This window comes from Caballeronia temeraria (assembly GCF_001544795.2).
GTDB classification, from domain to species: Bacteria; Pseudomonadota; Gammaproteobacteria; order Burkholderiales; family Burkholderiaceae; genus Caballeronia; species Caballeronia temeraria.
On sequence record NZ_FCOI02000015.1, the window covers coordinates 92,708 to 119,268 of the forward strand.

Consider the following 26,561-nt stretch of genomic DNA (forward strand, 5'->3'; position numbering starts at 1 on the left):
CCACCCGGCAGAAACAAAAATGGCGCGATCGATGACCGCGCCATTTTTTCGTTCAGATGAAAAGCCGCCGCGCTATTGCGCCGCGCCCTGCTGCTGTTTCTTTTTCGCTTCGGCCGCTTTTTCCTTCTGCGCCTTCTTGTCCAGATCGCGCAACTCCTGCTTCGAGCGCGACACGGGATTCGGCACCACGCGCAGCGGCGCCGCCGACACCTGACCGCGCGTCGAACCATTCATGCCCGGCACGTTCGCGGAATTGACGGGCGCATTCGAATTCGGCGAGACGAACTGCACGAACACCTCGCTGTCCTTCACCATGCCCATCTCGTAGCGCGCGCGCTCTTCCACGGCCGCCGTGCCGTTTTGCAGATCCTGCACTTCGCCCTGGACGCGATCGTTGCGCAGTCTAAGGTTCGTGTTCTTCTCCGCCTGCTGCGCGAGTTGCTGCTGCAATTCATGCACACGCAGCCAGCCGCCGTGCCCCCACCAGAGCGGGTATTGGATCAGCACCAGCAACAGAACCAGAACGACAGTTACGAGCCGCATTCAAGTAGCCGAAATAAGCGCCGCCCGGCGGCGAGAAAGCCGTGGGCGGCGGGCTTTAAAAGATGACGCATCAAGAACGACTAAGCGTTCTTATCGACTAAAGCGGCAAAAGCTTTAGCGCAAGTTGTAGAACGCCGACTTGCCCGGGTAGCTCGCGATATCGCCGAGATCTTCCTCGATACGCAGCAACTGGTTGTACTTCGAGATGCGGTCGCTGCGCGACAGCGAGCCGGTCTTGATCTGGCCGGCGTTCAGACCGACCGCGATATCCGCGATGGTCGAATCTTCCGTCTCGCCCGAACGGTGCGAGATCACGGCCGTGTAGCCCGCGCGCTTGGCCATCTCGATTGCCGCGAAGGTTTCCGTCAGCGTGCCGATCTGGTTGATCTTGATGAGGATCGAGTTCGCGATGCCCTTCTCGATGCCTTCCTTCAGGATGCGCGTGTTCGTGACGAAGAGATCGTCGCCGACGAGCTGGATCTTCTTGCCGAGCTTGTCGGTCAGGATCTTCCAGCCTTCCCAGTCGCTTTCATGCATGCCGTCCTCGATCGACACGATCGGGAATTTATCCGCGAGCGTGGCGAGGTAGTCGGCGAATTCCGCCGACGACAGTTGCAGGCCTTCGCCCGCGAGCTGGTACTTGCCGTCGTGGTAGAACTCGCTCGCCGCGCAGTCGAGCGCGAGCAGCACGTCTTCACCGGCGCGATAGCCAGCCTTCTCGATGGCTTGCAGAATCGTTGACAGGCACTCGTCGTTGCTGCCGAAGTTCGGCGCGAAGCCGCCTTCGTCGCCCACCGCGGTGCTCATGCCGCGCTCGGCCAGAATCTTCTTGAGCGCATGGAACACTTCCGCGCCGCAACGCAGCGCTTCGCGGAACGTCGGCTGGCTCACCGGCACGATCATGAATTCCTGGATGTCCAGGCTGTTGTTCGCGTGCGCGCCGCCGTTGACGATGTTCATCATCGGGACCGGAAGCTGCATCGCGCCCGAGCCGCCGAAGTAGCGGTACAGCGGCAGGCCGGCTTCTTCAGCAGCGGCCTTGGCGACCGCCATCGACACGGCCAGCATCGCGTTCGCGCCGAGGCGCGACTTGTTGTCGGTGCCGTCGAGCTCGAGCAAGGTCTTGTCGAGGAAAGCCTGTTCCGAGGCGTCGAGGCCCATGATGGCTTCGGAGATCTCGGTGTTGATGTGTTCGACGGCCTTCAGCACGCCCTTGCCGCCATAGCGGCCCGCTTCGCCGTCGCGCAATTCGATGGCCTCGCGCGAACCCGTCGATGCGCCCGACGGCACTGCCGCCCGGCCCATCGTGCCCGATTCGAGCAACACGTCGCATTCGACGGTCGGATTGCCTCGCGAATCGAGAATCTCGCGGCCGATGATATCTACGATAGCACTCATGGTTTCCTCAAGAAATGACGATGAATTCTGTCAGTCACAACGAAGCGCGCCGTCAGCTTTTACACTTCGATACACGCTGCGCACGCGTTTCACAGGCTTCGCTCAGACCATCTCGATGCCCACCGGTTCAGTCCCGGCGTACAGAACGGTCGTTTCGGAATCGAACTGATTCGATTCGCATCGCTTTCATGGGGAGCGGGCGCCGGTCCCGCTGATCGCGGGTATCGCCCTGATGCGATGCACGCTCCTCCAATGCCCTGATCGCTCCAGGCGACCTATTTTCGCAACACGGGCGCCGATGATGACGCCCGTGCCTTACTACCTTTTGCAGCTGATGCTCAGTTGAAGTCGTTCTCGAGGAACGGACCGCTCTTCACCGCGCGATCGATCGTGATGAGCGTGGACAGCAGCGCTTCCATGTGATGCAGCGGCACCGCGTTCGGGCCGTCCGACTTCGCGCAGGCCGGGTCCGGATGCGTCTCCATGAAGAGACCGGCGACGCCCGTTGCGACCGCGGCGCGCGCCAGCACCGGCACGAATTCGCGCTGACCGCCCGAACTCGTTCCCTGCCCGCCCGGCAACTGCACCGAATGCGTTGCGTCGAACACGACCGGCGCGTTGGTTTCGCGCATGATCGCGAGCGAGCGCATGTCGGACACGAGGTTGTTATAACCGAACGACACGCCGCGCTCGCACGCCATGAAACGGTCTTCCGACAGACCCGCTTCACGCGCGGCGTCGCGCGCCTTGTCGATCACGTTCTTCATGTCGTGCGGCGCGAGAAACTGGCCCTTCTTGATGTTGACCGGTTTGCCCGAGCGCGCGCACGCGTGGATGAAGTCGGTCTGACGGCACAGGAACGCGGGCGTCTGCAACACGTCCACGACCGATGCCACCGCTTCGATCTCATGTTCGGCATGCACGTCCGTCAGAACCGGCACGCCGAGCTGCTTCTTCACTTCGCCGAGGATGCGCAGACCTTCGTCCATGCCGAGGCCGCGGAACGACTTGCCCGAGCTGCGGTTCGCCTTGTCATACGACGACTTGTAGATGAACGGCACGCCGAGCTTCTCGGTCATTTCCTTGAGCCGACCGGCGACGTCGATCGTCATTTGCTCCGACTCGACGACGCACGTGCCCGCGATCAGGAAGAACGGCTTGTCGAGCCCTGCTTCGAAGTGACACAGCTTCATGCTTGCGCTCCCGCGGTGGCCTTGGCCGGCGCCTTCACGCCATTGCCTTCGGCGTGCGCGCGTGCGGCATCGACGAATGCCTTGAACAGCGGATGCCCGTCGCGCGGCGTCGACGTGAACTCGGGGTGGAACTGCACGCCGACGAACCACGGGTGCAGCGACTGCGGCAACTCCATCATCTCGGGCAAATCCTCGCTCGGGGTACGGGCGCTGATGATAAGCCCACCGGCTTCGAGCTGGGGCACGAAACGGTTATTGACTTCATAACGGTGACGATGACGCTCGTTCACATCGCTGCCGTAAATGCGTTCGGCCATCGTGCCGGGCTTGATCGGGCACTTCTGCGAGCCGAGGCGCATGGTGCCGCCGAGATCCGACTCTTCGTTGCGCTTCTCGATGCGGCCCGCGCGGTCGTACCACTCGGTGATAAGCGCGACGACCGGATTCTGCGTGTCCTGATCGAACTCGGTGGAATTCGCATCCGTGAGGCCGGCGACATCGCGTGCGAACTCGATCACCGCGAGCTGCATGCCGAGGCAGATGCCGAGATACGGCGTCTTCGATTCGCGCGCATAGCGGATCGCCTTGATCTTGCCTTCCGTGCCGCGACGGCCGAAGCCGCCCGGAACGAGCACGGCGTCGAGATGCTTCAGCGCATCGGTGCCTTCGGCGTCGATCTGCTCCGAATCGATGTACTCGATGTTGACCTTCGTCGACGTGTGAATGGCCGCGTGACGCAGCGCTTCGATCAGCGACTTGTACGACTCCGTCAGCTCGACATACTTGCCGACCATGCCGATGGTCACTTCGTGCTTCGGATTCTCGAGCTTCTCGACGAGGTTCGACCACATCGTGAGATCGGCCGGCGGCGGCGACAGCTTCAGCGCTTCGCAGATGATGTCGTCGAGATGCTGGTCGTTGAGCATCTGCGGAATCTTGTAGATGCTGTCCGCGTCCCACACCGAGATGACGGCGTCTTCGGGCACGTTCGAGAACATCGAGATCTTGGCGCGCTCGTCGTCCGGAATGGGGCGGTCAGCGCGGCACAACAGAACGTTCGGATAGATACCGATTTCGCGCAGCTTCTGCACGCTGTGCTGCGTAGGCTTCGTCTTCAGCTCGCCCGCCGTCGCGATGAACGGCACCAGCGTGAGGTGCACGAAGCACGCGCTGTTGCGGCCCATGCGCAGGCTCATCTGACGCGCGGCTTCGAGGAACGGCAGCGATTCGATGTCGCCCACCGTGCCGCCCACTTCCACGATCGCCACGTCCGGCTGGCCGCACGTCGCCGCTGCGGCGCCGCGCTCCACGAATGCCTGGATTTCGTTGGTGATGTGCGGAATAACCTGCACCGTCTTGCCGAGATACTCGCCGCGGCGTTCCTTGCGGATCACCGATTCGTAGATCTGGCCCGTGGTGAAGTTGTTGGCCTTGCGCATCTTCGTGCTGATGAAGCGCTCGTAGTGGCCGAGGTCGAGGTCGGTCTCCGCGCCGTCTTCCGTCACGAACACTTCCCCGTGCTGGAACGGGCTCATCGTGCCGGGGTCGACGTTGATGTAGGGATCGAGCTTGAGGAGAGTGACTTTGAGACCGCGCGATTCGAGGATCGCGGCGAGAGAGGCGGCGGCAATACCCTTGCCAAGGGACGAAACTACGCCGCCGGTGACGAATACATATTTGGTCATCGCTAGATGCTCGCGGGAAAAACGGATTATACCGTAAAGGCCGGTTCCCACGAAGCGCGCGCGGCGCGGATATTGACTACAAATACGCGCATTTCGGCGTCATTTTTGCGGAACGTGGCGCAGGCCGTTCGTCAAGTCCCGCGTGCGTGCTCGTGCCCTTTTGAGCGCGCCGTCAGCACGGCGCGCGCATGGCCTCGAGCAGGCGTTGCACGGCGCGCGCGGTATCGATCGGGCGCTCCATCGGAAAGAGATGGCTGCCTTCCATCCATTCGACGTTTTCGCCCGCGATGCGCCGCGTCATGCCCAGGCCGACCTGCCGCACTTCGCGCGAATGCGTCCCCGCGATGAAACCGACCGGCACCGGCGCGCCATGCGCGAGCCGCGCGCCGAGCGTGTGCGGCAGCGTGCGATAGATCTGATATTCCACCTGACGATCGAAGGCGAGCGTGCGTGCGCCGTTCGGGTGCGTCTGCGGAATGCCGAAATCGATATAGTCGGACAGCATGCGCTCGTCCCAGCGCGCGAACGCGGGCTTCGACTGAAAATGGCGCCACGCCTCGTCGCGGCTCGCCCACTGCGTGCGGCGCTTACGGGTCGCCGCGGCGGGCGAGAGGCGCTCGTCGAGCCCGGTCCACTGCGTGACGCGCAACAGGCCGCTTTTCCAGCCCGCGATCACCGGCGAATCCAGCATCACGACACCCTTCACCCATTGCGGGCGCTTCAGCGCCGCCAGCAGCGACAGATAGCCGCCGAGCGAATGCCCGACGAGCCACACTTTCGGATGATCGTCGCCCGTTTCGCGCCGATAGCGGCTCATGTCGTCGATGAGCTGATCGACGAGATACGGCCAGTCGCGCGTCACCGGAAAGCGCGCGTCATGACCGATGCGCTCGATGCTGCGCACGTCGTAATCGTCAGAAAGCTCCGCGAAAATCGTGCGATACGTCGACGCCGGAAAGCCGTTCGCGTGCGAGAAATGGATGATGTCTTTCAAGCGTGTCTCATTTTTTTCTAGCGCGCCATCCAATAGCGCGCGTGGCTTTGCCGGTAGCGCTCGAACGTGATCTGCGAACCGATTTCGATACGCGCCGCGCCGTCTTCGTCGCTGCGCGACAGCACGATCTCGCGCATCCGGTAGCGCGCGTACACGGTTGGATGCGGATGATGAAAACGGTTGCGATAGCCTACCTGAAATATCGCCGCCGACGGCCCGACGGAATCGAGGAAAGGCTCGGTAGACGAAGTGCGGCTGCCGTGATGCGGCACGATCAGCACGTCGGCGCGCAGGTCGGCGGGCGCACGCGCGATCAGTTCGCGTTCGACGTCCGCTTCGATGTCGGCCGCGAACAGCGCCGCGCGCCCTGCCGCGTTCGTCACCTTGAGCACGCACGACTGATGATTCGGCTTGCCCGAAAGCGGTCCCGGCTCGGGCCACAGCACGCGGAATTCGACGCCGTCCCATGTCCAGCGCTGTCCGGCGATGCAGCGCAGCGTGTGCGCGCCGCGTGCGCGGGCATCGGACCACAACGCGTCCTGCGCGGGCAGCGACGCGAGCAGTTGCCGCACGGCGATCGATTGCAGTACGGCCGGCGCGCCGCCCGCATGATCCGAATCCGAATGGCTGATGACAAGCGTATCGAGCGCGCGCACGCCCGCGGCCTGCAGATATGGCACGACGATGCGCTCGCCCGCATGCGTCGATTCGGGGCCGGGACCAGCGTCGAAGAGCAACGCGTGCCGCGCGGTTTCGACGACGAGCGCCGAGCCCTGCCCGATATCGAGCGCCGTGACGCGAAACGCGCCCACGGGCGCGGGATGCATCGCGGGTGCGAGCAGCGGCAGCCACGTCAACGGCGCCGCGAAGCGCAACGGCCAGCCGCGCGGCGCAAGCGCCCATGCGACGCCGACGCACGCCGCCGCGAGCGCGAACGCATCCGGCCGGGGCAGAAGCCAGAGCGAGGACGGCGCGGCATCGGCGAGACGCGCGAGCATGTCGCAGAGCACGGACAACGCGGCGTGCGCGAGGTGGAACATCGGCGCATCGAGCGGCGCGGGAAGGAGGAGGCCCGCGAGTGTGGCGGGCGTCACGATCACGCTGACCCACGGAATCGCGAATGCATTCGCGAGCGGACCGAGCAAGGGAATCTGCGAGAACCAGTAGACCGTGAGCGGCGCGAGCGCGATCGTCACCGCGTACTGCACGCGCGCGCTCGACGCGATGTGACGCCGCATCCGACCTGCGAATCGCGCGACGATCGCAAACGGCCTGCGCTTCTTCGGAGTTTGCGGACGCTGCCCCACTTCGCTCGGATCGACGCGATCCCACTGGTCGATGTCATCGTCGTCTTCCGTCTGCGCACGCGATTCGCTGCGCCCCGCCGACGCGATCGCATGCAGGATCGCCGCCACCGCGCCGAACGACAACCAGAATCCCGTCGACGTCACCGCCCACGGATCGCCGATCAGCACGAACGCGAGCGCCCAAAGCAGCACGAGCGATGACGCCGGCCGTCGCCCGCCGAGAAACGCGATCGCGAAGATCAGCAGCATCCACAGCGTTCGTTGCGCGGGCACGTTGAAACCGGCGAGCGCGGCATAGCACGCGGCGAATGCAACCGCGCCGAGCGCCGCCACTTTCGGCGCGGGCGCGATCAACGGCGCGCTCACGCCACGCCAGCGCACGCGCTTCCAGACGAAGCCGAAGATCAACGCGGCCAATCCCGCGACGAAGCCGATATGCAAGCCCGATATCGCGACGAGATGGCTCGTGCCGGTGGCGCGCATGACGGCCCAGTCGGCATCGCTGACCTCGTCCTGCGCGCCCACCGCGAGCGCGACGATGATCCCGCGATGCGGCGCATCCCCAAGCACGCGCTCGATGCGATCCCGTGCGCGCGCACGCAGCCGATCGATCGTGAGTCGCGGGCCGGTCGCATCGGATTTCAAATGGCGCGGCGCGCGCGCAGTCGAGACATAACCCGTCGCGCGAATGCCGCGTTCGAGCAGCGTCACTTCGCCGTCGCGCAGACCGAAATTCGCGTTGGCGTTCGGACGCTTCAACCGCGCGGTCAAAGTCCATCGCTCGCCTGCGTGAAGGTCCGGAACATGATCGCCCGACATCCACAGCAAGCGCACGACGCGCGGAAATTCATGCAGTTTCGCGCCGTTGGCTTCGACTTCGAACAGAAAGCGCGTGCCATCGGCCTGTTGCTCGGGCAGCCCGCGCACGAAACCCGTCAGTTCGATATCGCGCTGCTCGTACTCGGATGGCAATTGCTCGCGCAGCCGCACGTCGGCGCGTATCGACGCATACGCGAAACCCAGCGCGCACGCCGCCATCGCGAAGCTCGCGATGCGCACGCGCGGCTGCATCGCGCCGAGCATCGTCGCAATGGCGAACGCCGCGCCGCACATGAACCACACGGTTCCATCCGGCAGGCGCGCCTGCTGCTGCAACAACACGACGCCCAATGCAAAACACAGCAGAATCGCCCGCACTTCTTTCCTCGTCCTCGTCGTCACGCCGAACGCATGCAGCCGATGCGTCGATCGAAACGATTATGAAGAGGCGAGCGCGAGCCGTGGGAGCGCCGCGTGAGCGTTAGCCGTTGTGCCTAGGGCGAGCGCGTTTTCGTCGATGCCGCGAAGCTGCGCGAGCACCTCCGCGATGCGCGCGACCTGATCCGGCGTGTTGCGCCCTTTGTACCGCCACGACGGCGCGATATCGGGCGCATCGGTTTCGAGGACGATCGCGTCGAGCGGAAGTTCGGTCGCGAGCCGGCGAATCTGCCGCGCGCGCTCGAACGTGAGATTGCCGCCGAAGCCGAGATGCATGCCCTGCGCGATGAACGCCTCGGCCTGCTGGAAGCTGCCGTTGAACGCATGCGCGATGCCGCAATGAATGTCATGCACGCGCAGGCCCTTGAGCACCTTGTCCTGCGACTTGCGCACGTGGCAGATGACGGGCAGACCGAACTCGCGCGCGAGCTTCAGTTGCTCGTTGTAGAAGAACTGCTGGCGGGCGTCGTCGAGCGCCGGCACGAAATAATCCAGCCCGATTTCGCCGATGCCGACGAAACGCGGATCGTACATGCTCGCTTCGATTTCCTCGCGCAGCACGCGCAAGTCATCGTCCTGCGCGCCCGGCGTGAAAAGCGGATGGATGCCCAGCGCATACGCACCGCCTTCGATACGATGCGCGAGCGCGCGCACCGTCCCGAAGTTGAAGCGCCCGACGCCCGGAATCACGATGCGATTCACGCGTGCATCGCGGGCCGCGTCGGCGACGGCATCGCGGTCGGCATCGAACTCGCCGGCATCGAGATGACAGTGCGTATCGATCCACATGACGCCTCCCGCAGAGGACCGCGTTAAACCGGCACGACCGGCTCTTCGTGCAGCACGCCGTCGCGCAGGCGCATGATGCGGTCGCAGCGCGCGGCGAGATCGGGATCGTGCGTGACGATCACGAAGCTCGTTTCGAGCGTCTGCGACAGCTCCAGCATCAGGTTGAAGACGGTGTCGGCGGTGCCGCCGTCGAGATTGCCGGTGGGTTCGTCGGCGAGCACGCACGCGGGATGCGTGACCAGCGCGCGCGCGATCGCCACACGCTGCCGCTCGCCGCCCGACAGCTCGCCCGGCCGATGCTTCGCGCGATGCCCGATGCCCACACGCTCCAGCATGACCTGCGCTTCCTTGCGCGCGGCTTCCTCGGGCATGCGGCGGATGCGCAGCGGCATCGCGACGTTATCGAGCGCCGTGAATTCGGGCAGCAGATGATGAAACTGATACACGAACCCGAGCGCGCGATTGCGCAGCTCGTTGCGCTCTTTTTCCTTCAGCTCGGTGAACGGCTTGCCGAGGAGCGAGACCTTGCCCGCGCTCGGTTCGTCGAGACCGCCGAGCACGTGCAGCAGCGTGCTCTTGCCCGAACCCGACGCGCCGACGATCGCGAGCTTTTCGCCCTTCATCACGTCGAGTTGCGCGTTGTTGAGCACCTGCACGTTGAAGCCGCCCTGCACGAACGTCTTCGAAATCGCCGATGCCTGCAGCACGATATTGTTGGCCGGAATCAGATCACTCATAGCGCAGCGCCTCCGCCGGACGAACCTTCGCGCCGCGCCAGCTCGGATAGAGCGTGGCGAGCGAGGACAACAGGAATGCGATCACGCCGATCTTGACGACATCGCCCGGCACGAGCTCCGACGGCAGCTCGCTGATGAAATACACCGACGACGGCAGGAACTGCACGTTGAAGAGATGCTCGATCATCGGCACGAGCCACGGAATACTCCACGCAATGAGGCAGCCGAAAGTCACGCCGAGCGCCGTGCCGATGAAGCCGATCGTCACGCCCTGCACCACGAAAATCTTCATGATCGAGCCGGGCTGCGCGCCGAGCGTGCGCAGGATGGCGATATCGGCCTGCTTGTCGGTGACGGTCATCACGAGCGACGACACCAGATTGAACGCCGCCACCGCGATGATCAGTGTGAGGATGATGAACATCATGCGTTTTTCGATCTGCACGGCGGAGAACCACGTCTTGTTCTGCTGCGTCCAGTCGCGAATGTAGAGATCGCCGGAGAGCGTGCGCGCGAGCTGGCGCGCGACTTCCGGCGCGCGCTGCATGTCCTTCAGGCGCAGACGCACGCCGGTCGGCGCGTTGAGGCGAAAGAGCGCTTGCGCATCGTGGATTTCGATGAGCGCGAGCGTCGAGTCGTACTCGTAGTGTCCCGACTCGAAGACGCCGACCACGGTGAACTGCTTGAGGCGCGGCATCATCCCCGCCGGCGTGATGGTGCCTTCGGGCGCGACGAGCGTCACCTTGTCGCCGTCCATCACGCCGAGATTGGACGCCAGATCCTTGCCGAGCACGATGCCGAACTCGCCCGGCTTGAGGTCCGTGAGCTTGCCCGCGCGCATTTCCTTGCCGATATCCGACACTTCCGGCTCCAGCGTGGGTTCGACGCCGCGCAGCGCGACGCCGCTCACGGCGCCCTGGCGCGTGAGCAACGCCTGTGCTTCGACATAAGGCGCGGCGCCGATCACTTCGGGATTGCGGCGCGCCTCCTGCGCGGTCAGTTGCCAGTTGGGCATGGAACCCGTCGGCGAGAAGATTTCGACGTGCGCGAGCACCGACAGCATGCGGTCGCGCACTTCCTTCTGGAAGCCGTTCATGACCGACAGCACGACGATCAGCGCCGCGACACCGAGCGCGATGCCCGCCATCGACACGAGCGCGATGAAGGAGATGAAGCCGTTGCCTGTGGTGCGTTTGCTGGCGCGCGTGTAGCGCCAGCCAATCTGCCATTCGTACGGAAGTTTCAAGCGATTCCTTTCTGCTGCTGGTTCAGCGTTGTTGTGCCCCGGTGGCGCGATTTTGCGAAAGTTTGCCATACATGACGCGGACGGGACGGCAGCGAACGCCAGAAGCGGCGTTCAGTGCAAGCTCACGCGGCACCATTGATAGAGGCTGACACCCTTTCCGATTCCGGCCCGGCGGCGTTCGCACGATGCCGCGTCGAGCGCGAAGCCGTAGCGCGCGAATGCCGGCGCCGCGCGCTCGGCCAGAAAGCGGTTTTCAGCGTCGACGTCGCGCACGTCGTCGGCGCGCAGATCGAGATGACAGCGCTTCGGGCCGGCGGCATCGTCGTGATAGCTCGCCCGCAGACGCAGACGATCCACCGCCCAGCGCAGCGCGCCGCAGCCGTTCGCGCCCGAAGTCAGGCCGAGACGGTCGAGTATCGCGTTCGTGCGCGCGATGGTGTCGGTTCGCGCGTTGTAGCTTCCGTCGATCAGGGCGAACGCGGGGCCGCCGCGCGAACGGACCAGCTCGCGCACGCGTTCGTCGAAGGCCGGGCCGCGCGGGAAACTGCTGTCGATTTGCGTGAACGCGACGTCGACCGGAAAGCGTGTTGCGAGCCACGCCCATGCGGTGCTCTCGCTGTAAATGATCGCGGTGGTGCGCGCAGGCTCGGCGAGCGACGGCAATTCGGCGTGATAAAGCGGGTCTGCCCAGCCTTCATGTCCCCAGCTGCGCACGCCGCCCGCGACTGTCACCACTACCGCGCCGCCGATGATCCAGAACGCCACGCGCCGCGCCCGCCGATAATCGAGCAGTTGTTGCAGCAGCACGAACGTGACGACGGGCGTGAGCACTTCGACGGCGACGACGTACCGGTAGATGCTGAAGCCCTTCATCCACAAGAGATATCCGAGCGCGACGAACACCACGACGAAGCGCGAGCGCGCATCCAGACGCGGCATGCTGCGTCCGCGCAGTTTCGCGATCCCGCACGCGGCGACCCAGACCCAGAACACGGCATAGACGATCGGCCAGACGACCTCACGTACCGGCGATTCGCCGACGCGCTTCGGATCGGCGGCGATCACGAACGGCCACAGCAGCGTTTCGAGCAGGTTGCGCGGCAGCCAGCGCACGTCGCCGCTGATCGGCACGGTCATCGGATTGGGAAACCACTTCGCGAAGAGCGGAAAGAAGGGATTGCCGAACGACTGCCACATGTGGACGAGCCAGTAGCCGCCCGTTACGGCGAATCCGGCGAGCGACCCGACGCCGAAGACGAACGCGAACCGCACGCGCGCGCCGAACGACGCGGGATAGCCGAGCAGCGCCGCGCACAGCGCCACCGCGAAGATGGCGTTGGTGAGCTTGAACCCGACGCCGAGTCCGCACACGAAGCCGCCGCCGGCGACGACGAGCCAGCTGCGCAGCCGCCCCGACGACAGCGTGTCCCAGCTGGCGAGCAAAATGAGCAGGCTCGCGAGAATGAGGAGCGACGTCGTGTCGTCGCCCATCGAGTTGCCGAGGCCGGTCAGAAAGCTCGGGCTCAACGCGCCTGCGAGCGCGAGCAGCAACGGCACGCGATTCGCGTCTTCCGCCGCGCTCTGCGCCACCGCGTGACGCGCGATGTGGAACACGAGCACGAACACGAGGCCATGCAGCGCGCCCATCGCGAAGCCGACGACGCGCGACGGCACATGCGTGTTCAGCCAGTACAGCCCGACATCGAGCATCGGGTTGAAGAACGATTGCATGCCCGCCGGCGCGAAATCGATCGACAGCTTGCCGTTGAGCCACGCAAACGGGTTGTAAAGGTGATAGTTGAAGAGATCCCAGTTGGCGTCTGCGCCGAGCCAGAGGGAATACAGGCCGAACAGCACCGGCACGAGAAAGCACGCGAAAGCGCGCGTGCGCGGCGCGTTCAGATCGATCGATTTCAATCGCGCCATCCGTGAGGACGACGGCGCGGGCACATCAGTTGACGGCATCGGACGGCTGGTTTCGATGTTAAAAGGCGCACCGTTCGACGGTGGCGATATGGCCGGTCGTGCCGGCGAGCGGGCCTGCGGACGCCGCGGCGAAGGCCGGACATCACCGCAACCGCGGAATCTGCGATTCTACCTTTCGCCTCCCGGCGTGCGATGCAGCGCGCCCCACTTCGCCTGCGCCAACGCCGCCCGTCGCACCATCGGCTTTGCCCTACAATGCCGAGCATCATGCCTGTTCACCACCTCCATCTCCTGCTGCCGTTCGCCCTGCCCTCGGCCGCAGACGCCGCCACCGCCCTGCACGGACTGGAGAGCGCGGCGCTCGACAAGCTGCTTGCCCGCGCCACGCTCGAGGAGCGGGTCATCGGCGAGGATTTTCAGCGCACGCTGCCGCACGAACGCTGGATCGCGCGGCGCTTCGACGCCGTCGCGCCCGCCGACCGGCTCTACGCCGACGACGCCCCGCTCGCGCCCTTCATGCTGCTCGCCGACGGCGGCACGCCCGGCGATGCGTCCTGGGCGTGCATCGAGCCGGTTCACGTGCGTATCGCGCACGATCATCTGGTGCTGATCGATCCGGACACGCTCGGCGTGCACACGGAAGAAGCGCGCGCGCTGCTGCAAACCGCGCGGCCGGTGATCGAAGCGCTCGGCGTGACGCTGCAGGCGCCCACGCCGTTGCGCTGGTACGTATCGGGCGAAGCGCTGGGCACGCTCGCGGGTGCATCGCCGTTGCGCGCGACGGGACGCAACATCGAAATCTGGCTGCCGCACGAAGCCCGCACCGGCGAGCGCTCGCGCGCGTGGATGAAGCTGCAGAACGAAGTGCAGATGGCGTGGTTCGAGCATCCGCTGAACATCGAGCGCGAATCGCGCGGGCTGCCCGCGATCAATTCGATCTGGCTGCACGCACAAGGCGCGATGCGCCCCGTGACGAGCCCGTTCGCCCGCGTGATGTCCGACGCCGCGGCCACCCGCGGCCTCGCGCTCGCAGCCGGCGTGAAGCCGTCGATGCCGCCGGAGTCCTTCGCATCGCTCCCGAAAGACGATGCGCAGGGCACGACGCTCGTCGAGCTGAATGCGTTCTCCGCGCCGTTCATCGAGCAGGACTGGGCGCGCTGGAACGCATCGCTGAAGGCGCTGGAAAGCGGCTGGTTCGCGCCCGCGCTGCAGGCGCTCGGCGACGGCTCGCTCGGCCGCCTGAGCCTCACGCTCTGCGGCGACACCGGCTCGGTCACGCTCTCGGTCACGCGCGCCGACTTGCGCAAGTTCTGGCGGCGCCGTCCGATCGCGGCGCTTTTCATCGAATAAGGCACTTTGCAATGACGCGAATCGTTACGCGCGCTTCCTCCCCCGCCGATGCCGAAGCGCTGATGCGCCACGGCCTGCATCCTGTCATCGCGCGTCTGTACGCGTCGCGCGGCGTGACTTCGCCCGATGAAGTCGAAACCGAATTCAAGCGCCTGCACGCGCCCGCCGGCCTGAAAGGCTGCGACGACGCCGCCGTCGTGCTCGCCGATGCGCTCGCCGCGGGCCGCCGCATGCTCGTCGTCGCGGACTACGACTGCGACGGCGCAACCGCCTGCGCGGTGGCCGTGCGCGGGCTGCGGATGTTTGGCGCGAGCATCGACTATCTCGTGCCGAACCGCTTCGAATACGGTTACGGGCTCACGCCGGAGATCGTCGAGCTGGCGTCGCGCTCGACGTCCGGCCTGCCCGATTTGCTCATCACGGTCGATAACGGCATCGCGAGCGTCGATGGCGTCGCGGCGGCGAATGCGCTCGGCATCGACGTGCTCGTCACCGATCACCATCTGCCCGGCGACGAACTGCCCGCTGCCCGCGCGATCGTCAATCCGAATCAGCCGGGCTGCGAATTTCCAAGCAAGTGCATCGCGGGCGTGGGCGTCATGTTCTACGTGCTGCTCGCGTTGCGCGCGGAGCTGCGCCGGCGCGGCGCGTATGCCGATGGCACGCCCGAGCCGCGTCTCGACGGCCTGCTCGATCTCGTCGCGCTCGGCACCGTCGCCGATGTCGTGAAGCTCGATTGCAACAATCGCATTCTCGTCGCGCAGGGTTTGAAGCGGATTCGTTCGGGCCGGATGCAGCCGGGCATCGCCGCGCTCTTCCGCGCCGCCGGCCGCGATGCGCGCGCCGCCTCGGGCTTCGATCTCGGCTTCGCGCTCGGCCCGCGCCTGAACGCGGCGGGACGCCTGTCGGACATGTCGCTCGGCATCGAATGCCTGACGACCGACGACGTCGGCCGCGCGTGGGAACTCGCGCAGCAGCTCGACTCGATGAACCGCGAGCGCCGCGAAATCGAAGCCGGCATGCAGCAGCAGGCGCTCGCCGAACTGCAGACGATCGATCCGGGCGAGCGCGCGACGCTCACGCTCTACGACGCGAGCTGGCATCAGGGCGTGATCGGCATCGTCGCGGGGCGGCTGAAGGAGCGGTTTCACCGGCCGTCGTTCACGTTCGCGCACGCCGACGACAGCGGCACGCTCTGCAAGGGCTCCGGCCGCTCGATTCCGGGCTTTCATCTGCGCGATGCCGTCGATCTGATAGCCAAGCGCGAGCCCGGCCTCATCCACAAATTCGGCGGCCACGCGATGGCTGCGGGCCTGACGATCGCCACCGCCGACATTCCGCGCTTCACCGCCGCGTTCGAAGCGATCGGGCGCGAATGGCTGACCACGGAAGCGCTCTCGCGCACCGTCGAAACCGATGGCGAATTGGAGGACGCGTATTTCACGCCGCAATTCGTCGAAATGCTCGACGCCGCCGTCTGGGGACAAGGCTTTCCCGCACCGACGTTTTCCGGCGAGTTCGAAGTCGCGTCGCAGGCGCTCGTGAAGGAGAAGCATCTGAAGCTGTCGCTTCTGCGCGGGCGTCAGCGCTTCAACGCGATCTGGTTCAATCACGTCGATCCGCTGCCGCCGCGCGCGACCGTCGCGTACCGGCTCGTCAGCGATTCGTGGAACGGCGTCGCGCGGGTGCAGATGATCGTCGAGCACGCGGGCTGAACGGGCGTAAGGCACGCAGGGCACGCCGAATCCAGAATTCGGCCTCGTCTCATTGATCGACGTATTTCGATCGCCTTAGGATCACGGGGGTCAAAACCAGGGAAACGCCCACACGGTCTGCCCCGATCCTCATGCCAACAAATAAAATCGATCTACGCAACGTCACACTGTGCTCGGTGGACTGCCTGAACCCCATCCTCGCATCGAGAGCGCTGACTCTTTCGGAGCATCACTGCCGGTTCGGTGAGACGCTCCTGCTCACGGACAAGCCGATCGATACCCATGCCCGACTCGTTTCCATCCCCTCTATTCGTTCGACGGCGGAATACAGCGCCTTCATCCTGAAAAAACTCGCCGGCTATATCAGCACGCCTTGGGTGCTCATCGTTCAATGGGACGGGTTCGTTCTGGATGGCGCAGCATGGACGGACGACTTTCTCGAATACGACTACATCGGCGCGCGCTGGCCTCAGCATCACGATGGCATGGCCGTGGGAAACGGCGGATTTTCGCTGCGTTCGACCCGGCTCTTGAACATTCTGGCAACGGACCCACGATTCCAACCGCGTCCGAAAGCCGGCGAAGACGAACTCATCGGCCGGGATTTTCGCCCGGCGCTCGAAAGGGAATATGGGATTCGCTTCGCGCCGGAAAGCCTCGCCGACCGATTTTCAGTCGAGTTGTCCGAATCCGCCGGTCCGACATTTGGCTTTCACGGGCTATTCAACATGCATCGCTTTGTCGATTCCGACGAAATCCGGTTCATCGCGCAAAACGCTGACCCCGCCACGGTCGTTTCGGGCGAATTCATCGGACTATGCTTCCGATGTCTCCTATCGGGCCACGCCGCCGCCGCACGCGAAATCTATGCGCGATTGCGAGAGCAGGTTCATCCGCGAGAAATCGAAGCAGTCCTTGCCCACAACGGCCTTAGCCAGCCGGAGGCCGAGGAACACGTCGCATTTTGCGAATCCATGCTCGCTCGCGCCCCGATCGCAGGCTGAGGCAACACGCGTCACAAGCGCGACCGCCCCACCGAAGGCCGGCGCTGCGCGCGCGGACGTAACGAGTCGATCGGCTATAATTTCATCTTTTTACGAAGCCGAAGATCGACAATGGAAGCGGAACGTCTCAACGCGATCGAAAGCCTTCTGGCCGACCTGCGCCGCCGCGCGGGCGAGCTACGGGGGTATCTTTGACTACGACGCCAAGTCCGCGCGTCTAGCCGAAGTCAATAAAGAACTCGAAGATCCGAACGTCTGGAACGACTCGAAGAACGCCCAGGCGCTCGGTCGCGAAAAGAAGCTGCTCGACGGCGTGGTGTCCACGCTCACCGCCCTCGACAACGACCTGCGCGACGCGAACGAACTGTTCGACATGGCGCGCGAGGAAGACGACGAGGACACGCTCGTCGCGTCCGAATCCGACGCTGACGCCTTGCGCCTGCGCGTCGAGGACATGGAATTCCGCCGGATGTTCTCGAACCCGGCCGACCCGAACAACTGCTTCATCGACATTCAGGCGGGCGCCGGCGGCACCGAAGCGTGCGACTGGGCGTCCATGCTGCTGCGCCAGTACTTGCGCTACTGCGAGCGCAAGGGCTTCAAGACCGAAGTGCTCGAAGAGTCCGAAGGCGACGTCGCCGGCATCAAGAGCGCGACGATCAAGGTCGAAGGCGAATACGCGTACGGTTATCTGCGCACGGAAACAGGCATTCACCGCCTCGTGCGCAAGTCGCCGTTCGATTCGTCGGGCGGACGCCATACGTCGTTCTCGTCGGTGTTCGTGTATCCGGAAATCGACGATTCGATCGAAATCGAGATCAATCCCGCCGATATCCGCACGGACACGTACCGCGCATCGGGCGCGGGCGGCCAGCACATCAACAAGACGGACTCCGCCGTGCGTCTCACGCACGCGCCCACGGGCATCGTCGTGCAGTGCCAGAACGACCGCTCGCAGCACCGCAACCGCGCGGAAGCCATGCAGATGCTGAAGGCGCGTCTCTACGAATTCGAAATGCGCAAGCGCCAGGCGGAACAGGACAAGCTCGAATCGAGCAAGACCGATGTGGGCTGGGGCCATCAGATCCGCTCCTACGTGCTCGACCAGAGCCGCGTGAAGGACCTGCGCACCAACGTGGAAATGAGCAACACGCGCGCCGTGCTCGACGGCGACCTCGACGACTTCATCAGCGCGAGCCTGAAACAGGGCGTTTAAATCGCCGGCGCGGGTATCGAATTTCGATATCCGCGTTTTCAATTCAGCTCGCCTCGCATCAAAAAGCCACAAATCATCATGACCGAATCGACCCAACCGGCGACTCAACCGGGCGCCGCTCCCGAACTGGAAGAGAACCAGATCATCGCCGAGCGGCGCGACAAGCTGCGCTCGCTGCGCGAGCAAGGCATTGCCTATCCGAACGATTTCCGCCCGACGCATCAGGCCGCCGCGCTGCAGAGCGAATACGCCGAGACGGACAAAGACGCGCTCGAAGCGAATGCCCTGCCCGTTGCGATCGCCGGCCGGATGATGCTCAAGCGCGTGATGGGCAAGGCCAGCTTCGCGACGGTTCAGGACGGCAGCGGCCAGATCCAGTTCTTCGTGACGCCCGCCGATGTCGGCGCCGAAACGTACGACGCCTTCAAAAAGTGGGACCTGGGCGACATCATCGCCGCAAAGGGCGTGCTGTTTCGCACGAACAAGGGCGAGCTGTCGGTGCGCTGCACGGAACTGCGACTGCTCTCGAAGGCGCTGCGTCCGCTGCCGGACAAGTTCCACGGCCTCGCCGATCAGGAAATGCGCTATCGCCAGCGCTACGTCGACCTGATCGTCACGCCGGAATCGCGCAACACGTTCATGGCGCGCACGAAGGCCGTCACGTCGATCCGCAATTTCATGGCGCAGGCCAGCTTCATGGAAGTCGAAACGCCGATGCTGCACCCGATTCCGGGCGGCGCGGCGGCCAAGCCGTTCACCACGCATCACAACGCGCTCGACATGCAGATGTTTCTGCGTATCGCGCCGGAGCTGTATCTGAAGCGGCTGATCGTCGGCGGCTTCGAGCGCGTGTTCGAGATCAACCGTAACTTCCGGAACGAAGGCGTATCGCCGCGTCACAATCCGGAATTCACGATGATGGAGTTCTACGCCGCGTACACCGATTACCGCTGGCTGATGGACTTCACCGAGCAGTTGATCCGCCAGGCCGCGATCGATGCGCTCGGCACCGCGACCATCACGTATCAGGGGCGCGAGCTCGATCTCGCGAAGCCGTTCCATCGTCTGACGATCAATCAGGCGATCCAGAAGTACGCGCCGCAGTACACCGACGCGCAGTTGTCCGATGCCGCGTTCCTGCGCACGGAACTGAAGAAGTTCGGCGTCGATACGGCGCAGCCCGCTTTCCTGAACGCGGGCGTCGGTTCGCTGCAGTTGGCGCTGTTCGAAGAGACGGCGGAGTCGCAGTTGTGGGAGCCGACGTATATCGTCGATTACCCGATCGAAGTGTCGCCCCTCGCGCGCGCGTCGGATTCGGTGCCGGGCATCACCGAGCGCTTCGAGCTTTTCATTACGGGCCGCGAGATCGCCAATGGTTTCTCGGAGTTGAACGATCCGGAAGATCAGGCCGCGCGCTTCCAGAAGCAGGTCGACCAGAAGGACGCCGGCGACGAGGAAGCGATGTACTTCGACGCCGACTACATCCGCGCGCTCGAATACGGCATGCCGCCGACGGGCGGTTGCGGCATCGGCATCGATCGTCTGGTCATGTTGCTGACCGACAGCCCGAGCATCCGCGATGTGATTCTGTTCCCGCATCTGCGTCGCGAAGACTGAGTTTTACCGCTCGCCTCTACCGAAAAGCGCGCCCTTTGCGGCGCGCTTTTTTTCGTCAAGGCGCTCCTTGTTGTAACGGCTGGTAAAAGTTTCACGGCAATTCCGGTGCCGATCCCGTGCTCCGCCGCGCCCTTGCGGTTGGCATCGCTCGTGCTTATATCGACACGGATCAAGTCCGCGAAATTGTTACAAGCCGAAAAAGCGGAGATTTCGGGATTGCTCCAGAATGAGATGACAGCCGACATGGGTAGCGGCAACTCGCCTCGAAACGGAGGTTCGACAAAATGGATAACGGAACCAGCAAACTCAGCACGTCGCCCTCTTCCGGCGGCGCTCAACCGCCGCAACGTCGGCTGCATCCGCTCATCGCTACGGCGGCGGGTGCGGTTATCGTCGCGAGCCTCGTGGCTACGGCCGCGATGACGGGGCTATTCCCGAAGGCCTCGAGCAATTCTGCGCAGAATCCGCAGACGCAGACGGCCGCGGTCGCGCAGCAGCCGGTGGTGGATTCCGCCGCGCCTAGCCCCGCGCAGCAACAACAGGCTGCCGCTGAACAGCGGGCGGCAGAGCAACAGCAGGCGGCGCAACAGCAAGCCGCCGCGCAACAGGCCGCGGCACAGCAAGCCGCGCAGCAGCAGGCGCAACAAGCGCCGGCCCAACCGCAGCCCGCGCAGCCATCGTATGCGCAGCAACCGCCGCAGCATCCCGCGTATTGTTCGACTTGCGGCACCGTCGAATCCATTTCGGCCATCAAGCATGAAGGGCACGGAACGGGGATCGGCGCCGTCGGTGGCGCGGTGGCGGGCGGTGTCGTCGGCAATCAGTTCGGGCGCGGGGGCGGCCGTACCGCGATGACGCTCCTCGGCGCGCTCGGCGGCGGTCTGGCGGGCAATTCGGTCGAGAAGCATATCCGCAGCGAAACCGATTATTCGGTGCACGTGCGGATGGAAAACGGCAAGACGCGCACCTTCACGTATAAGAATGCCCCACCGTTCCAGCAAGGCGAACGCGTGCACATTCAGAACGGTACGCTGGTCGCGGGTTGATCGACGACACGTGCCAAGAAGCAAAAAAGGCGGCAAACCTTCACCGGTTGCCGCCTTTCTTCTGTTCGCACGTTGCTGGCTCTAATGCTCCCGCTGCGAACTGCGCGCCGGATTCTGTCTGCCGCGAACCGCGAGATAGCCCCACCAGATATAGCCCGAAAAGCCGTACAGCACGAACAGGCAGAACAGCATGACCGGCGGATCCGACGACACCAGCACGAACGCCATCACAACCAGCAGCACGCCCGCGAACGGCACGCGATATCTCACGTCGAGCGCCTTGCCGCTGTAGAACGGCGCGTTCGACACCATCGTCACGCCCGCGTAGATGGTGAGCGCGAACGCGACCCACGGCAACCACACGAGCTTGAGCGGCACGCGGTTATCGGTCGCGAGCCACACGAAGCCGGCGATCAGCGCCGCCGCAGCCGGCGACGGCAAGCCCTGGAAGTACCGCTTGTCGACTACGCCGACATTCGTATTGAAGCGCGCGAGCCTCAACGCCGCGCCCGAGCAATACACGAACGCCGCGAGCCAGCCCCAGCGCCCGAGGTCCTTCAACACCCATTCGTACATCACGAGCGCCGGCGCCACGCCGAACGACACCATGTCCGAGAGGCTGTCGAACTGCTCGCCGAACGCGCTCTGCGTATGCGTCATGCGCGCGACGCGGCCATCCATGCCGTCGAGCACCATCGCGACGAAAATAGCGATCGCCGCGATCTCGAAGCGCACGTTCATCGCCTGAACGACGGCGAAGAAGCCGCAGAAAAGCGCGGCCGTGGTGAACGCGTTGGGCAACAGATAAATGCCGCGCTTTCTCAGGAATTGCTGCCGCTTCGCGCGCCGCGTCTCCACGGCGCCGACGTCCTGCGCGGCCTTGTTGCGGCGGAACGCGCGCGGAGGCGACGCGTTCGCGCGATTACGGCGCGGTTTGAATGCCGCCATCGGGTCCTCCGCGTTATTCCGCGAATTCGGCGAGGATCGTCGACGAAGCCGAAACCTTCTCGCCGATCGACACACGCGGGCGGCTGCCCACCGGCAAATATACGTCGACGCGCGATCCGAAGCGGATGAAACCATAGCGCTGGCCGCGCGTGAGCGGCTCGCCCACATGCACGTAGCAGAGAATGCGTCGCGCGATGAGACCGGCGATCTGCACCGACGTCACCGTATGCCCGCCCGCCGTCTGCAGCACGACCGCGTTGCGCTCGTTCTCGGTCGACGCTTTATCGACGGCTGCGTTCAGGTACGCGCCCGGAAAGTACTGCACCTTCGTGATGGCGCCGTCCACCGGCGAGCGCTGCGAGTGCACGTTGAACACGTTCATGAACACGCTGATCTTGAGCGCTTCGCGGCCCGCGTACGGATCGTGCGCGGTTTCCACCGCGACAATGCGGCCATCCGCCGGACACAGCACCGCATTGGGCTGAGTCGGAATGGGGCGCGCCGGATCGCGGAAGAACTGGACGACGAAAATCACGATCAGCCAGAAGATCCAGGCGAAGCCGAAGCCGCCCACCGCCTGCACGAGGATGGCGAGAACGGCCGCGATGGCGATGAACGGCCAGCCTTCGCGGGCAATGATCGGATGAGGATAGTTCATGAACGGGTTGTGTGTTTATAAAAACCGTAGGATAGCAAAAGCCGCCCGGCGCACAGGGCATCCGGGCGGCTTTCAATGCAGCAAAAAGCGTGACTAGCGAAAGATTTAGTTCTTCGACTGGTCGACGAGCTTGTTCTTCGCAATCCACGGCATCATCGCGCGCAGCTTCTCGCCGACCTGCTCGATCTGATGCTCGGACGTCAGACGGCGGCGCGATTGCAGCGTCGGCGCACCGGCGCGGTTCTCGATGATGAAGCTCTTCGCGTATTCGCCGGTCTGGATGTCCTTCAGCACGGCCTTCATCGCCTTCTTCGTCTCTTCCGTGACGATGCGCGGACCCGTCACGTACTCGCCATATTCGGCGTTGTTCGAGATCGAGTAGTTCATGTTGGCGATGCCGCCTTCATAGATCAGGTCGACGATCAGCTTCAGCTCGTGCAGGCACTCGAAGTACGCCATTTCCGGCGCGTAGCCCGCTTCCACCAGCGTTTCGAAACCGGCCTTGATCAGGTCGACCGTGCCGCCGCACAAGACGGCTTGCTCGCCGAACAGGTCGGTTTCGGTTTCTTCACGGAAGTTCGTTTCGATGATGCCAGCACGGCCGCCGCCGTTCGCCACGGCATACGACAGCGCCACGTCGCGCGCGGAGCCCGACTTGTCTTGCGCCACGGCGACCAGGTGCGGCACGCCGCCACCCTGAGCGTACGTGTTGCGCACGGTGTGGCCCGGCGCCTTCGGCGCGATCATGATGACGTCCAGATCCGCACGCGGGATCACCTGGCCGTAGTGCACGTTGAAGCCGTGCGCGAAGGCCAGCGCCGCGCCCTGCTTGGCGTTGTCGTGCACTTCGTTCTTGTAGACTTCGGCGATCTGCTCGTCGGGCAGCAGCATCATGACCACATCTGCGCCCTTCACGGCTTCGGCCACTTCCTTCACCTTGAGGCCGGCGTTCTCGGCCTTGCTCCACGATGCGCCGCCCTTACGCAGACCCACCGTCACGTTCACGCCGCTGTCCTTCAGGTTGAGCGCGTGCGCATGGCCTTGCGAGCCATAACCGATGATGGTGACTTGCTTGCCCTTGATGAGGGAGAGGTCGGCGTCCTTGTCGTAGAAAACTTTCATGGTGGTTCCTTGTCCTGATGCGTTGAATTGGTGTGCTACTTGCGCTGCTAGCTTGGTGGTCCGGCGGTGCTCAGACCTTGAGAATCCGCTCGCCCCGGCCGATGCCGGAGCTGCCCGTGCGAACCGTTTCGAGGATCGCGGTGGCGTCGAGCGCCTGGATGAACGCGTCGAGCTTGTCGGAGGCGCCCGTCAGTTCCATCGTGTAGGTTTTCTCGGTCACGTCGATGATGCGGCCGCGGAAAATGTCCGCCATGCGCTTCATCTCTTCGCGTTCCTTGCCGACCGCCCTTACCTTGATGAGCATCAGCTCGCGCTCGATGTGGGCGCCCTCTGTCAGGTCGACCACTTTCACCACCTCGATCAGGCGGTTCAGGTGCTTCGTGATCTGTTCGATCACGTCGTCCGAGCCAATGGAGACGATGGTCAGCCGCGACAGCGAACTGTCTTCGGTCGGCGCCACCGTCAGCGTTTCGATGTTATAGCCGCGTGCCGAAAAGAGCCCGACGACGCGCGATAACGCGCCCGGTTCGTTTTCCAGCAAAACGGAGATGATGTGTTTCATTGTCGTGATTCCCGAATGTGTCCAGAAGAGGCGTTCGTCCGTAAAACCCGCGCGCGTCGCATGTCCTTTGTGAAGACAGGCGCGCGCGAGCCTCGCGTTTTCGAAGCCGTTATAGATCCTCAGACCCGAGCAGCATTTCCGTGATGCCTTTGCCCGCCTGCACCATCGGGAATACGTTTTCGGTCGGATCGGTCTGGAAGTCGAGAAATACGGTGCGGTCCTTCAGACGCAGCGCTTCCTTCAGCGCCGGTTCGACGTCCGCGGTCTTTTCGACACGAATGCCGACATGGCCATACGCTTCAGCCAGCTTCACGAAGTCGGGCAGCGCGTCCATATAGGAACTGGAATAGCGCTTCTTGTATTCGATTTGCTGCCACTGGCGCACCATGCCGAGATAGCGGTTGTTCAGCGAGATGATCTTGACGGGCGTGTTGTACTGCTTGCACGTCGAGAGCTCCTGAATGCACATCTGGATGGAGCCTTCGCCCGTGATGCAGACCACTTCCTCGTCCGGATAGGCCATCTTCACGCCCATCGCCGCGGGCAGGCCGAAGCCCATCGTGCCGAGGCCGCCCGAGTTGATCCAGCGGCGCGGCTTGTTGAACGGATAGAACTGCGCCGCCCACATCTGATGCTGGCCGACGTCCGAGCACACGAAGGCGTTGCCGTCGGTCAGTTCCCAGAGCTTTTCGACCACATACTGCGGCTTGATGATCTCGCTCTTGCGGTCGTAGGACAGGCAGTCCTTCGAGCGCCAGCCTTCGATCTCGTCCCACCACTTCGCGAGCGCCTGCGTGTCGGGGCCGTGCTCGGCGTGCTGAAGCTGCTCGATGAGTTCTTTCAGCACTTCCTTCACGTCGCCGACGATGGGAATATCCACCTTCACGCGCTTGGAAATGGACGAAGGATCGACGTCGATATGGATGATCTTGCGCGGCGACGACGCGAAGTGCTTCGGGTCGCCGATCACGCGGTCGTCGAAGCGCGCGCCGATGGCGATCAGCACGTCGCAGTTCTGCATCGCCATATTGGCTTCGTACGTGCCGTGCATGCCGAGCATGCCGAGGAACTTCTTGTCCGACGCGCGATAGCCGCCGAGGCCCATCAACGTATTGGTGACGGGATAGCCGAGCAGATCGGCGAACTGGTTCAGCTCGCGCGACGCGTCCGCCAGAATGATGCCGCCGCCGGTATAGATATACGGGCGCTTGGCCGACAACAGCAGTTGCACCGCCTTGCGGATCTGGCCCGAATGGCCTTTCGTGACCGGGTTGTACGAACGCAGCGACACGCTCTTGACCGGTTCGTACTTGCACGGCGCCTTCGACACGTCCTTCGGAATGTCGATCAGCACCGGACCGGGACGGCCGGTACGCGCAATGTAGAAAGCCTTCTTGACGGTTTCGGCCAGATCGCGCACGTCCTTCACGAGGAAGTTGTGCTTCACGCACGGACGCGTGATGCCGACGGTGTCGCACTCCTGGAATGCGTCGAGGCCGATGGCCGCGGTGGGCACTTGGCCGCTGATGACGACGAGCGGAATCGAATCCATGTAGGCCGTGGCGATGCCGGTGACGGCATTGGTGACGCCCGGGCCCGAAGTCACGAGACACACGCCCACGTTGCCGGTCGAGCGCGAATACGCGTCGGCGGCGTGCACGGCGGCCTGCTCGTGGCGCACGAGAATGTGCTGAATCTGGTCCTGCTTGTACAGCTCGTCGTAGATGTAGAGTACCGAGCCGCCGGGATAGCCCCAGATGAACTCGACGTTCTCATCGGCCAATGCGCGCATGAGCACGGTGGCGCCGATGGAGTCAGCTTCTGGAGGGGGAGTCGTATCCGACGTGGAGAATTCCGCGCTGGGCATGTTCATTCATCACCTTTCGAATTTTCGGCAAAAAATTGATCGGGTGCTCTCTGCCGGGCTTATGGCTCGGGTTCAAGCGGCGCGTCTAGGTTTGACAGGCGTGCTTCTTGGGCTCGCCTCAAAACAGACATTTCACTGGATGATGCGAGTCAGAAAATGTAACAGCGCCGCGAGCGGACGGTCAAGCAAAAAGTTTCCGAATGCTCCGATGCCGTCATTTTTGCCGCACTTTCGCGCCGGAACGGCCGCAAACCCGCTTGCAGGCACGCGCCGCCGGAAGCGCGCTGATTTGTCTAATGATGTAGCAAGTGGCAACAAACCGCTCATTTCCTCCCGATGCGGCGAAACTTTGCTAGGATTCGCAGGTTTTCCTAGAAACTC

At 64.0% G+C, this 26,561-nt stretch carries 22 protein-coding genes; 6 read left to right on the plus strand and 16 right to left on the minus strand.

The features are described 5' to 3' along the window. Positions 1-72 precede the first annotated feature (72 nt). From ftsB to AWB76_RS21745, 10 genes are all read right to left on the minus strand, one after another. Positions 73-543, minus strand: a complete 471-nt coding sequence (ftsB, locus tag AWB76_RS21700) for a cell division protein FtsB (RefSeq protein ID WP_061162196.1) — start codon at positions 541-543, stop codon at positions 73-75. 114 nt (positions 544-657) lie between these two features. Beyond that, on the minus strand, positions 658-1,941 hold the full coding sequence (gene eno, locus AWB76_RS21705; RefSeq protein ID WP_061162197.1) for a phosphopyruvate hydratase: 1,284 nt from the start codon (positions 1,939-1,941) through the stop codon (positions 658-660). A gap of 338 nt (positions 1,942-2,279) precedes the next feature. Further along, positions 2,280-3,134: a 3-deoxy-8-phosphooctulonate synthase gene (gene kdsA / locus AWB76_RS21710; RefSeq protein ID WP_061162198.1), complete on the minus strand. Its 855-nt coding sequence runs from the start codon at positions 3,132-3,134 to the stop codon at positions 2,280-2,282. Beyond that, a complete protein-coding gene (gene pyrG / locus AWB76_RS21715; RefSeq protein ID WP_061162199.1) occupies positions 3,131-4,819 on the minus strand; it encodes a CTP synthase in 1,689 nt (562 codons plus the stop codon). Before pyrG ends, kdsA begins: the two co-directional genes overlap by 4 nt. Before the next feature lie 172 nt (positions 4,820-4,991). Continuing rightward, positions 4,992-5,813 (minus strand): alpha/beta fold hydrolase, encoded by an 822-nt coding sequence (locus tag AWB76_RS21720; protein WP_061162282.1) that lies wholly within the window; start codon positions 5,811-5,813, stop codon positions 4,992-4,994. 17 nt (positions 5,814-5,830) lie between these two features. Continuing rightward, positions 5,831-8,317 carry a DNA internalization-related competence protein ComEC/Rec2 gene (locus AWB76_RS21725; RefSeq protein WP_061162283.1) on the minus strand — a complete coding sequence of 829 codons (2,487 nt, stop codon included), beginning with the start codon at positions 8,315-8,317 and terminating at the stop codon, positions 5,831-5,833. Between the two features lie 60 nt (positions 8,318-8,377). After that, entirely contained in the window at positions 8,378-9,166 is a 789-nt protein-coding gene (locus AWB76_RS21730) for a TatD family hydrolase (RefSeq protein ID WP_061162200.1), read from the minus strand. 23 nt (positions 9,167-9,189) lie between these two features. Continuing rightward, positions 9,190-9,903: a lipoprotein-releasing ABC transporter ATP-binding protein LolD gene (lolD, locus tag AWB76_RS21735; protein ID WP_061162201.1), complete on the minus strand. Its 714-nt coding sequence runs from the start codon at positions 9,901-9,903 to the stop codon at positions 9,190-9,192. Further along, complete coding sequence (locus AWB76_RS21740) at positions 9,896-11,149, minus strand: lipoprotein-releasing ABC transporter permease subunit (protein ID WP_061162202.1); 1,254 nt, start codon at positions 11,147-11,149, stop codon at positions 9,896-9,898. The genes lolD and AWB76_RS21740 overlap by 8 nt, the downstream gene beginning before the upstream one ends. A gap of 111 nt (positions 11,150-11,260) precedes the next feature. Continuing rightward, complete coding sequence (locus AWB76_RS21745) at positions 11,261-13,075, minus strand: phosphatidylglycerol lysyltransferase domain-containing protein (RefSeq protein ID WP_063936370.1); 1,815 nt, start codon at positions 13,073-13,075, stop codon at positions 11,261-11,263. 255 nt (positions 13,076-13,330) lie between these two features. Here AWB76_RS21745 and AWB76_RS21750 point away from each other — a divergent pair, with 255 nt between their 5' ends. The 6 genes from AWB76_RS21750 to AWB76_RS21780 all read left to right on the plus strand — a co-directional run bounded on the left by AWB76_RS21750 (position 13,331) and on the right by AWB76_RS21780 (position 21,023). Beyond that, on the plus strand, positions 13,331-14,425 hold the full coding sequence (locus AWB76_RS21750; RefSeq protein ID WP_061162204.1) for a hypothetical protein: 1,095 nt from the start codon (positions 13,331-13,333) through the stop codon (positions 14,423-14,425). Positions 14,426-14,436: 11 nt separating this feature from the next. Then, positions 14,437-16,140, plus strand: coding sequence for a single-stranded-DNA-specific exonuclease RecJ (gene recJ, locus AWB76_RS21755; RefSeq protein ID WP_061162205.1), 1,704 nt, complete (start codon positions 14,437-14,439; stop codon positions 16,138-16,140). Positions 16,141-16,271: 131 nt separating this feature from the next. After that, positions 16,272-17,144: a DUF5672 family protein gene (locus tag AWB76_RS21760; RefSeq protein ID WP_157696175.1), complete on the plus strand. Its 873-nt coding sequence runs from the start codon at positions 16,272-16,274 to the stop codon at positions 17,142-17,144. 111 nt (positions 17,145-17,255) lie between these two features. Next, a protein-coding gene (gene prfB, locus AWB76_RS21770) for a peptide chain release factor 2 (protein WP_096031340.1) occupies positions 17,256-18,360 on the plus strand; the annotation gives its coding sequence in 2 pieces (ribosomal slippage) (positions 17,256-17,336 and positions 17,338-18,360; 1,104 coding nt in all). 78 nt (positions 18,361-18,438) lie between these two features. After that, positions 18,439-19,977 carry a lysine--tRNA ligase gene (gene lysS, locus AWB76_RS21775; protein WP_061162208.1) on the plus strand — a complete coding sequence of 513 codons (1,539 nt, stop codon included), beginning with the start codon at positions 18,439-18,441 and terminating at the stop codon, positions 19,975-19,977. 284 nt (positions 19,978-20,261) lie between these two features. Beyond that, the gene (locus AWB76_RS21780) at positions 20,262-21,023 is read left to right on the plus strand and encodes a glycine zipper 2TM domain-containing protein (RefSeq protein ID WP_061162209.1); all 762 of its coding nucleotides are present in this window, start codon (positions 20,262-20,264) and stop codon (positions 21,021-21,023) included. An 81-nt stretch (positions 21,024-21,104) separates the two neighbouring features. Here the strand turns inward: AWB76_RS21780 and pssA are convergent, their stop codons facing one another. From pssA to AWB76_RS41655, 6 genes are all read right to left on the minus strand, one after another. After that, positions 21,105-21,971 (minus strand): CDP-diacylglycerol--serine O-phosphatidyltransferase, encoded by an 867-nt coding sequence (pssA, locus tag AWB76_RS21785; protein WP_061162210.1) that lies wholly within the window; start codon positions 21,969-21,971, stop codon positions 21,105-21,107. A 13-nt stretch (positions 21,972-21,984) separates the two neighbouring features. Then, a complete protein-coding gene (locus AWB76_RS21790) occupies positions 21,985-22,629 on the minus strand; it encodes a phosphatidylserine decarboxylase (RefSeq protein ID WP_061162211.1) in 645 nt (214 codons plus the stop codon). Between the two features lie 105 nt (positions 22,630-22,734). Further along, a complete protein-coding gene (ilvC, locus tag AWB76_RS21795; protein ID WP_061136182.1) occupies positions 22,735-23,751 on the minus strand; it encodes a ketol-acid reductoisomerase in 1,017 nt (338 codons plus the stop codon). A 70-nt stretch (positions 23,752-23,821) separates the two neighbouring features. Then, positions 23,822-24,313: an acetolactate synthase small subunit gene (ilvN, locus tag AWB76_RS21800; protein ID WP_008341906.1), complete on the minus strand. Its 492-nt coding sequence runs from the start codon at positions 24,311-24,313 to the stop codon at positions 23,822-23,824. Between the two features lie 109 nt (positions 24,314-24,422). After that, positions 24,423-26,186, minus strand: coding sequence for an acetolactate synthase 3 catalytic subunit (locus tag AWB76_RS21805; RefSeq protein WP_061162212.1), 1,764 nt, complete (start codon positions 26,184-26,186; stop codon positions 24,423-24,425). 126 nt (positions 26,187-26,312) lie between these two features. Then, a complete protein-coding gene (locus tag AWB76_RS41655) occupies positions 26,313-26,507 on the minus strand; it encodes a hypothetical protein (RefSeq protein ID WP_167357773.1) in 195 nt (64 codons plus the stop codon). Between the last annotated feature and the right edge of the window lie 54 nt (positions 26,508-26,561).

Bases quoted from the DNA above. Each gene is read 5' to 3' on its own strand.
- ftsB (WP_061162196.1), bottom strand. From the start codon at position 543: ATGCGGCTCGTAACTGTCGTTCTGGTTCTGTTGCTGGTGCTGATCCAA.
- eno (WP_061162197.1), bottom strand. From the start codon at position 1,941: ATGAGTGCTATCGTAGATATCATCGGCCGCGAGATTCTCGATTCGCGA.
- kdsA (WP_061162198.1), bottom strand. From the start codon at position 3,134: ATGAAGCTGTGTCACTTCGAAGCAGGGCTCGACAAGCCGTTCTTCCTG.
- pyrG (WP_061162199.1), bottom strand. From the start codon at position 4,819: ATGACCAAATATGTATTCGTCACCGGCGGCGTAGTTTCGTCCCTTGGC.
- AWB76_RS21730 (WP_061162200.1), bottom strand. From the start codon at position 9,166: ATGTGGATCGATACGCACTGTCATCTCGATGCCGGCGAGTTCGATGCC.
- lolD (WP_061162201.1), bottom strand. From the start codon at position 9,903: ATGAGTGATCTGATTCCGGCCAACAATATCGTGCTGCAGGCATCGGCG.
- AWB76_RS21745 (WP_063936370.1), bottom strand. From the start codon at position 13,075: ATGGCGCGATTGAAATCGATCGATCTGAACGCGCCGCGCACGCGCGCT.
- AWB76_RS21750 (WP_061162204.1), top strand. From the start codon at position 13,331: ATGCCGAGCATCATGCCTGTTCACCACCTCCATCTCCTGCTGCCGTTC.
- recJ (WP_061162205.1), top strand. From the start codon at position 14,437: ATGACGCGAATCGTTACGCGCGCTTCCTCCCCCGCCGATGCCGAAGCG.
- AWB76_RS21760 (WP_157696175.1), top strand. From the start codon at position 16,272: ATGCCAACAAATAAAATCGATCTACGCAACGTCACACTGTGCTCGGTG.
- lysS (WP_061162208.1), top strand. From the start codon at position 18,439: ATGACCGAATCGACCCAACCGGCGACTCAACCGGGCGCCGCTCCCGAA.
- AWB76_RS21780 (WP_061162209.1), top strand. From the start codon at position 20,262: ATGGATAACGGAACCAGCAAACTCAGCACGTCGCCCTCTTCCGGCGGC.
- pssA (WP_061162210.1), bottom strand. From the start codon at position 21,971: ATGGCGGCATTCAAACCGCGCCGTAATCGCGCGAACGCGTCGCCTCCG.
- AWB76_RS21790 (WP_061162211.1), bottom strand. From the start codon at position 22,629: ATGAACTATCCTCATCCGATCATTGCCCGCGAAGGCTGGCCGTTCATC.
- ilvC (WP_061136182.1), bottom strand. From the start codon at position 23,751: ATGAAAGTTTTCTACGACAAGGACGCCGACCTCTCCCTCATCAAGGGC.
- ilvN (WP_008341906.1), bottom strand. From the start codon at position 24,313: ATGAAACACATCATCTCCGTTTTGCTGGAAAACGAACCGGGCGCGTTA.
- AWB76_RS21805 (WP_061162212.1), bottom strand. From the start codon at position 26,186: ATGAACATGCCCAGCGCGGAATTCTCCACGTCGGATACGACTCCCCCT.
- AWB76_RS41655 (WP_167357773.1), bottom strand. From the start codon at position 26,507: ATGAGCGGTTTGTTGCCACTTGCTACATCATTAGACAAATCAGCGCGC.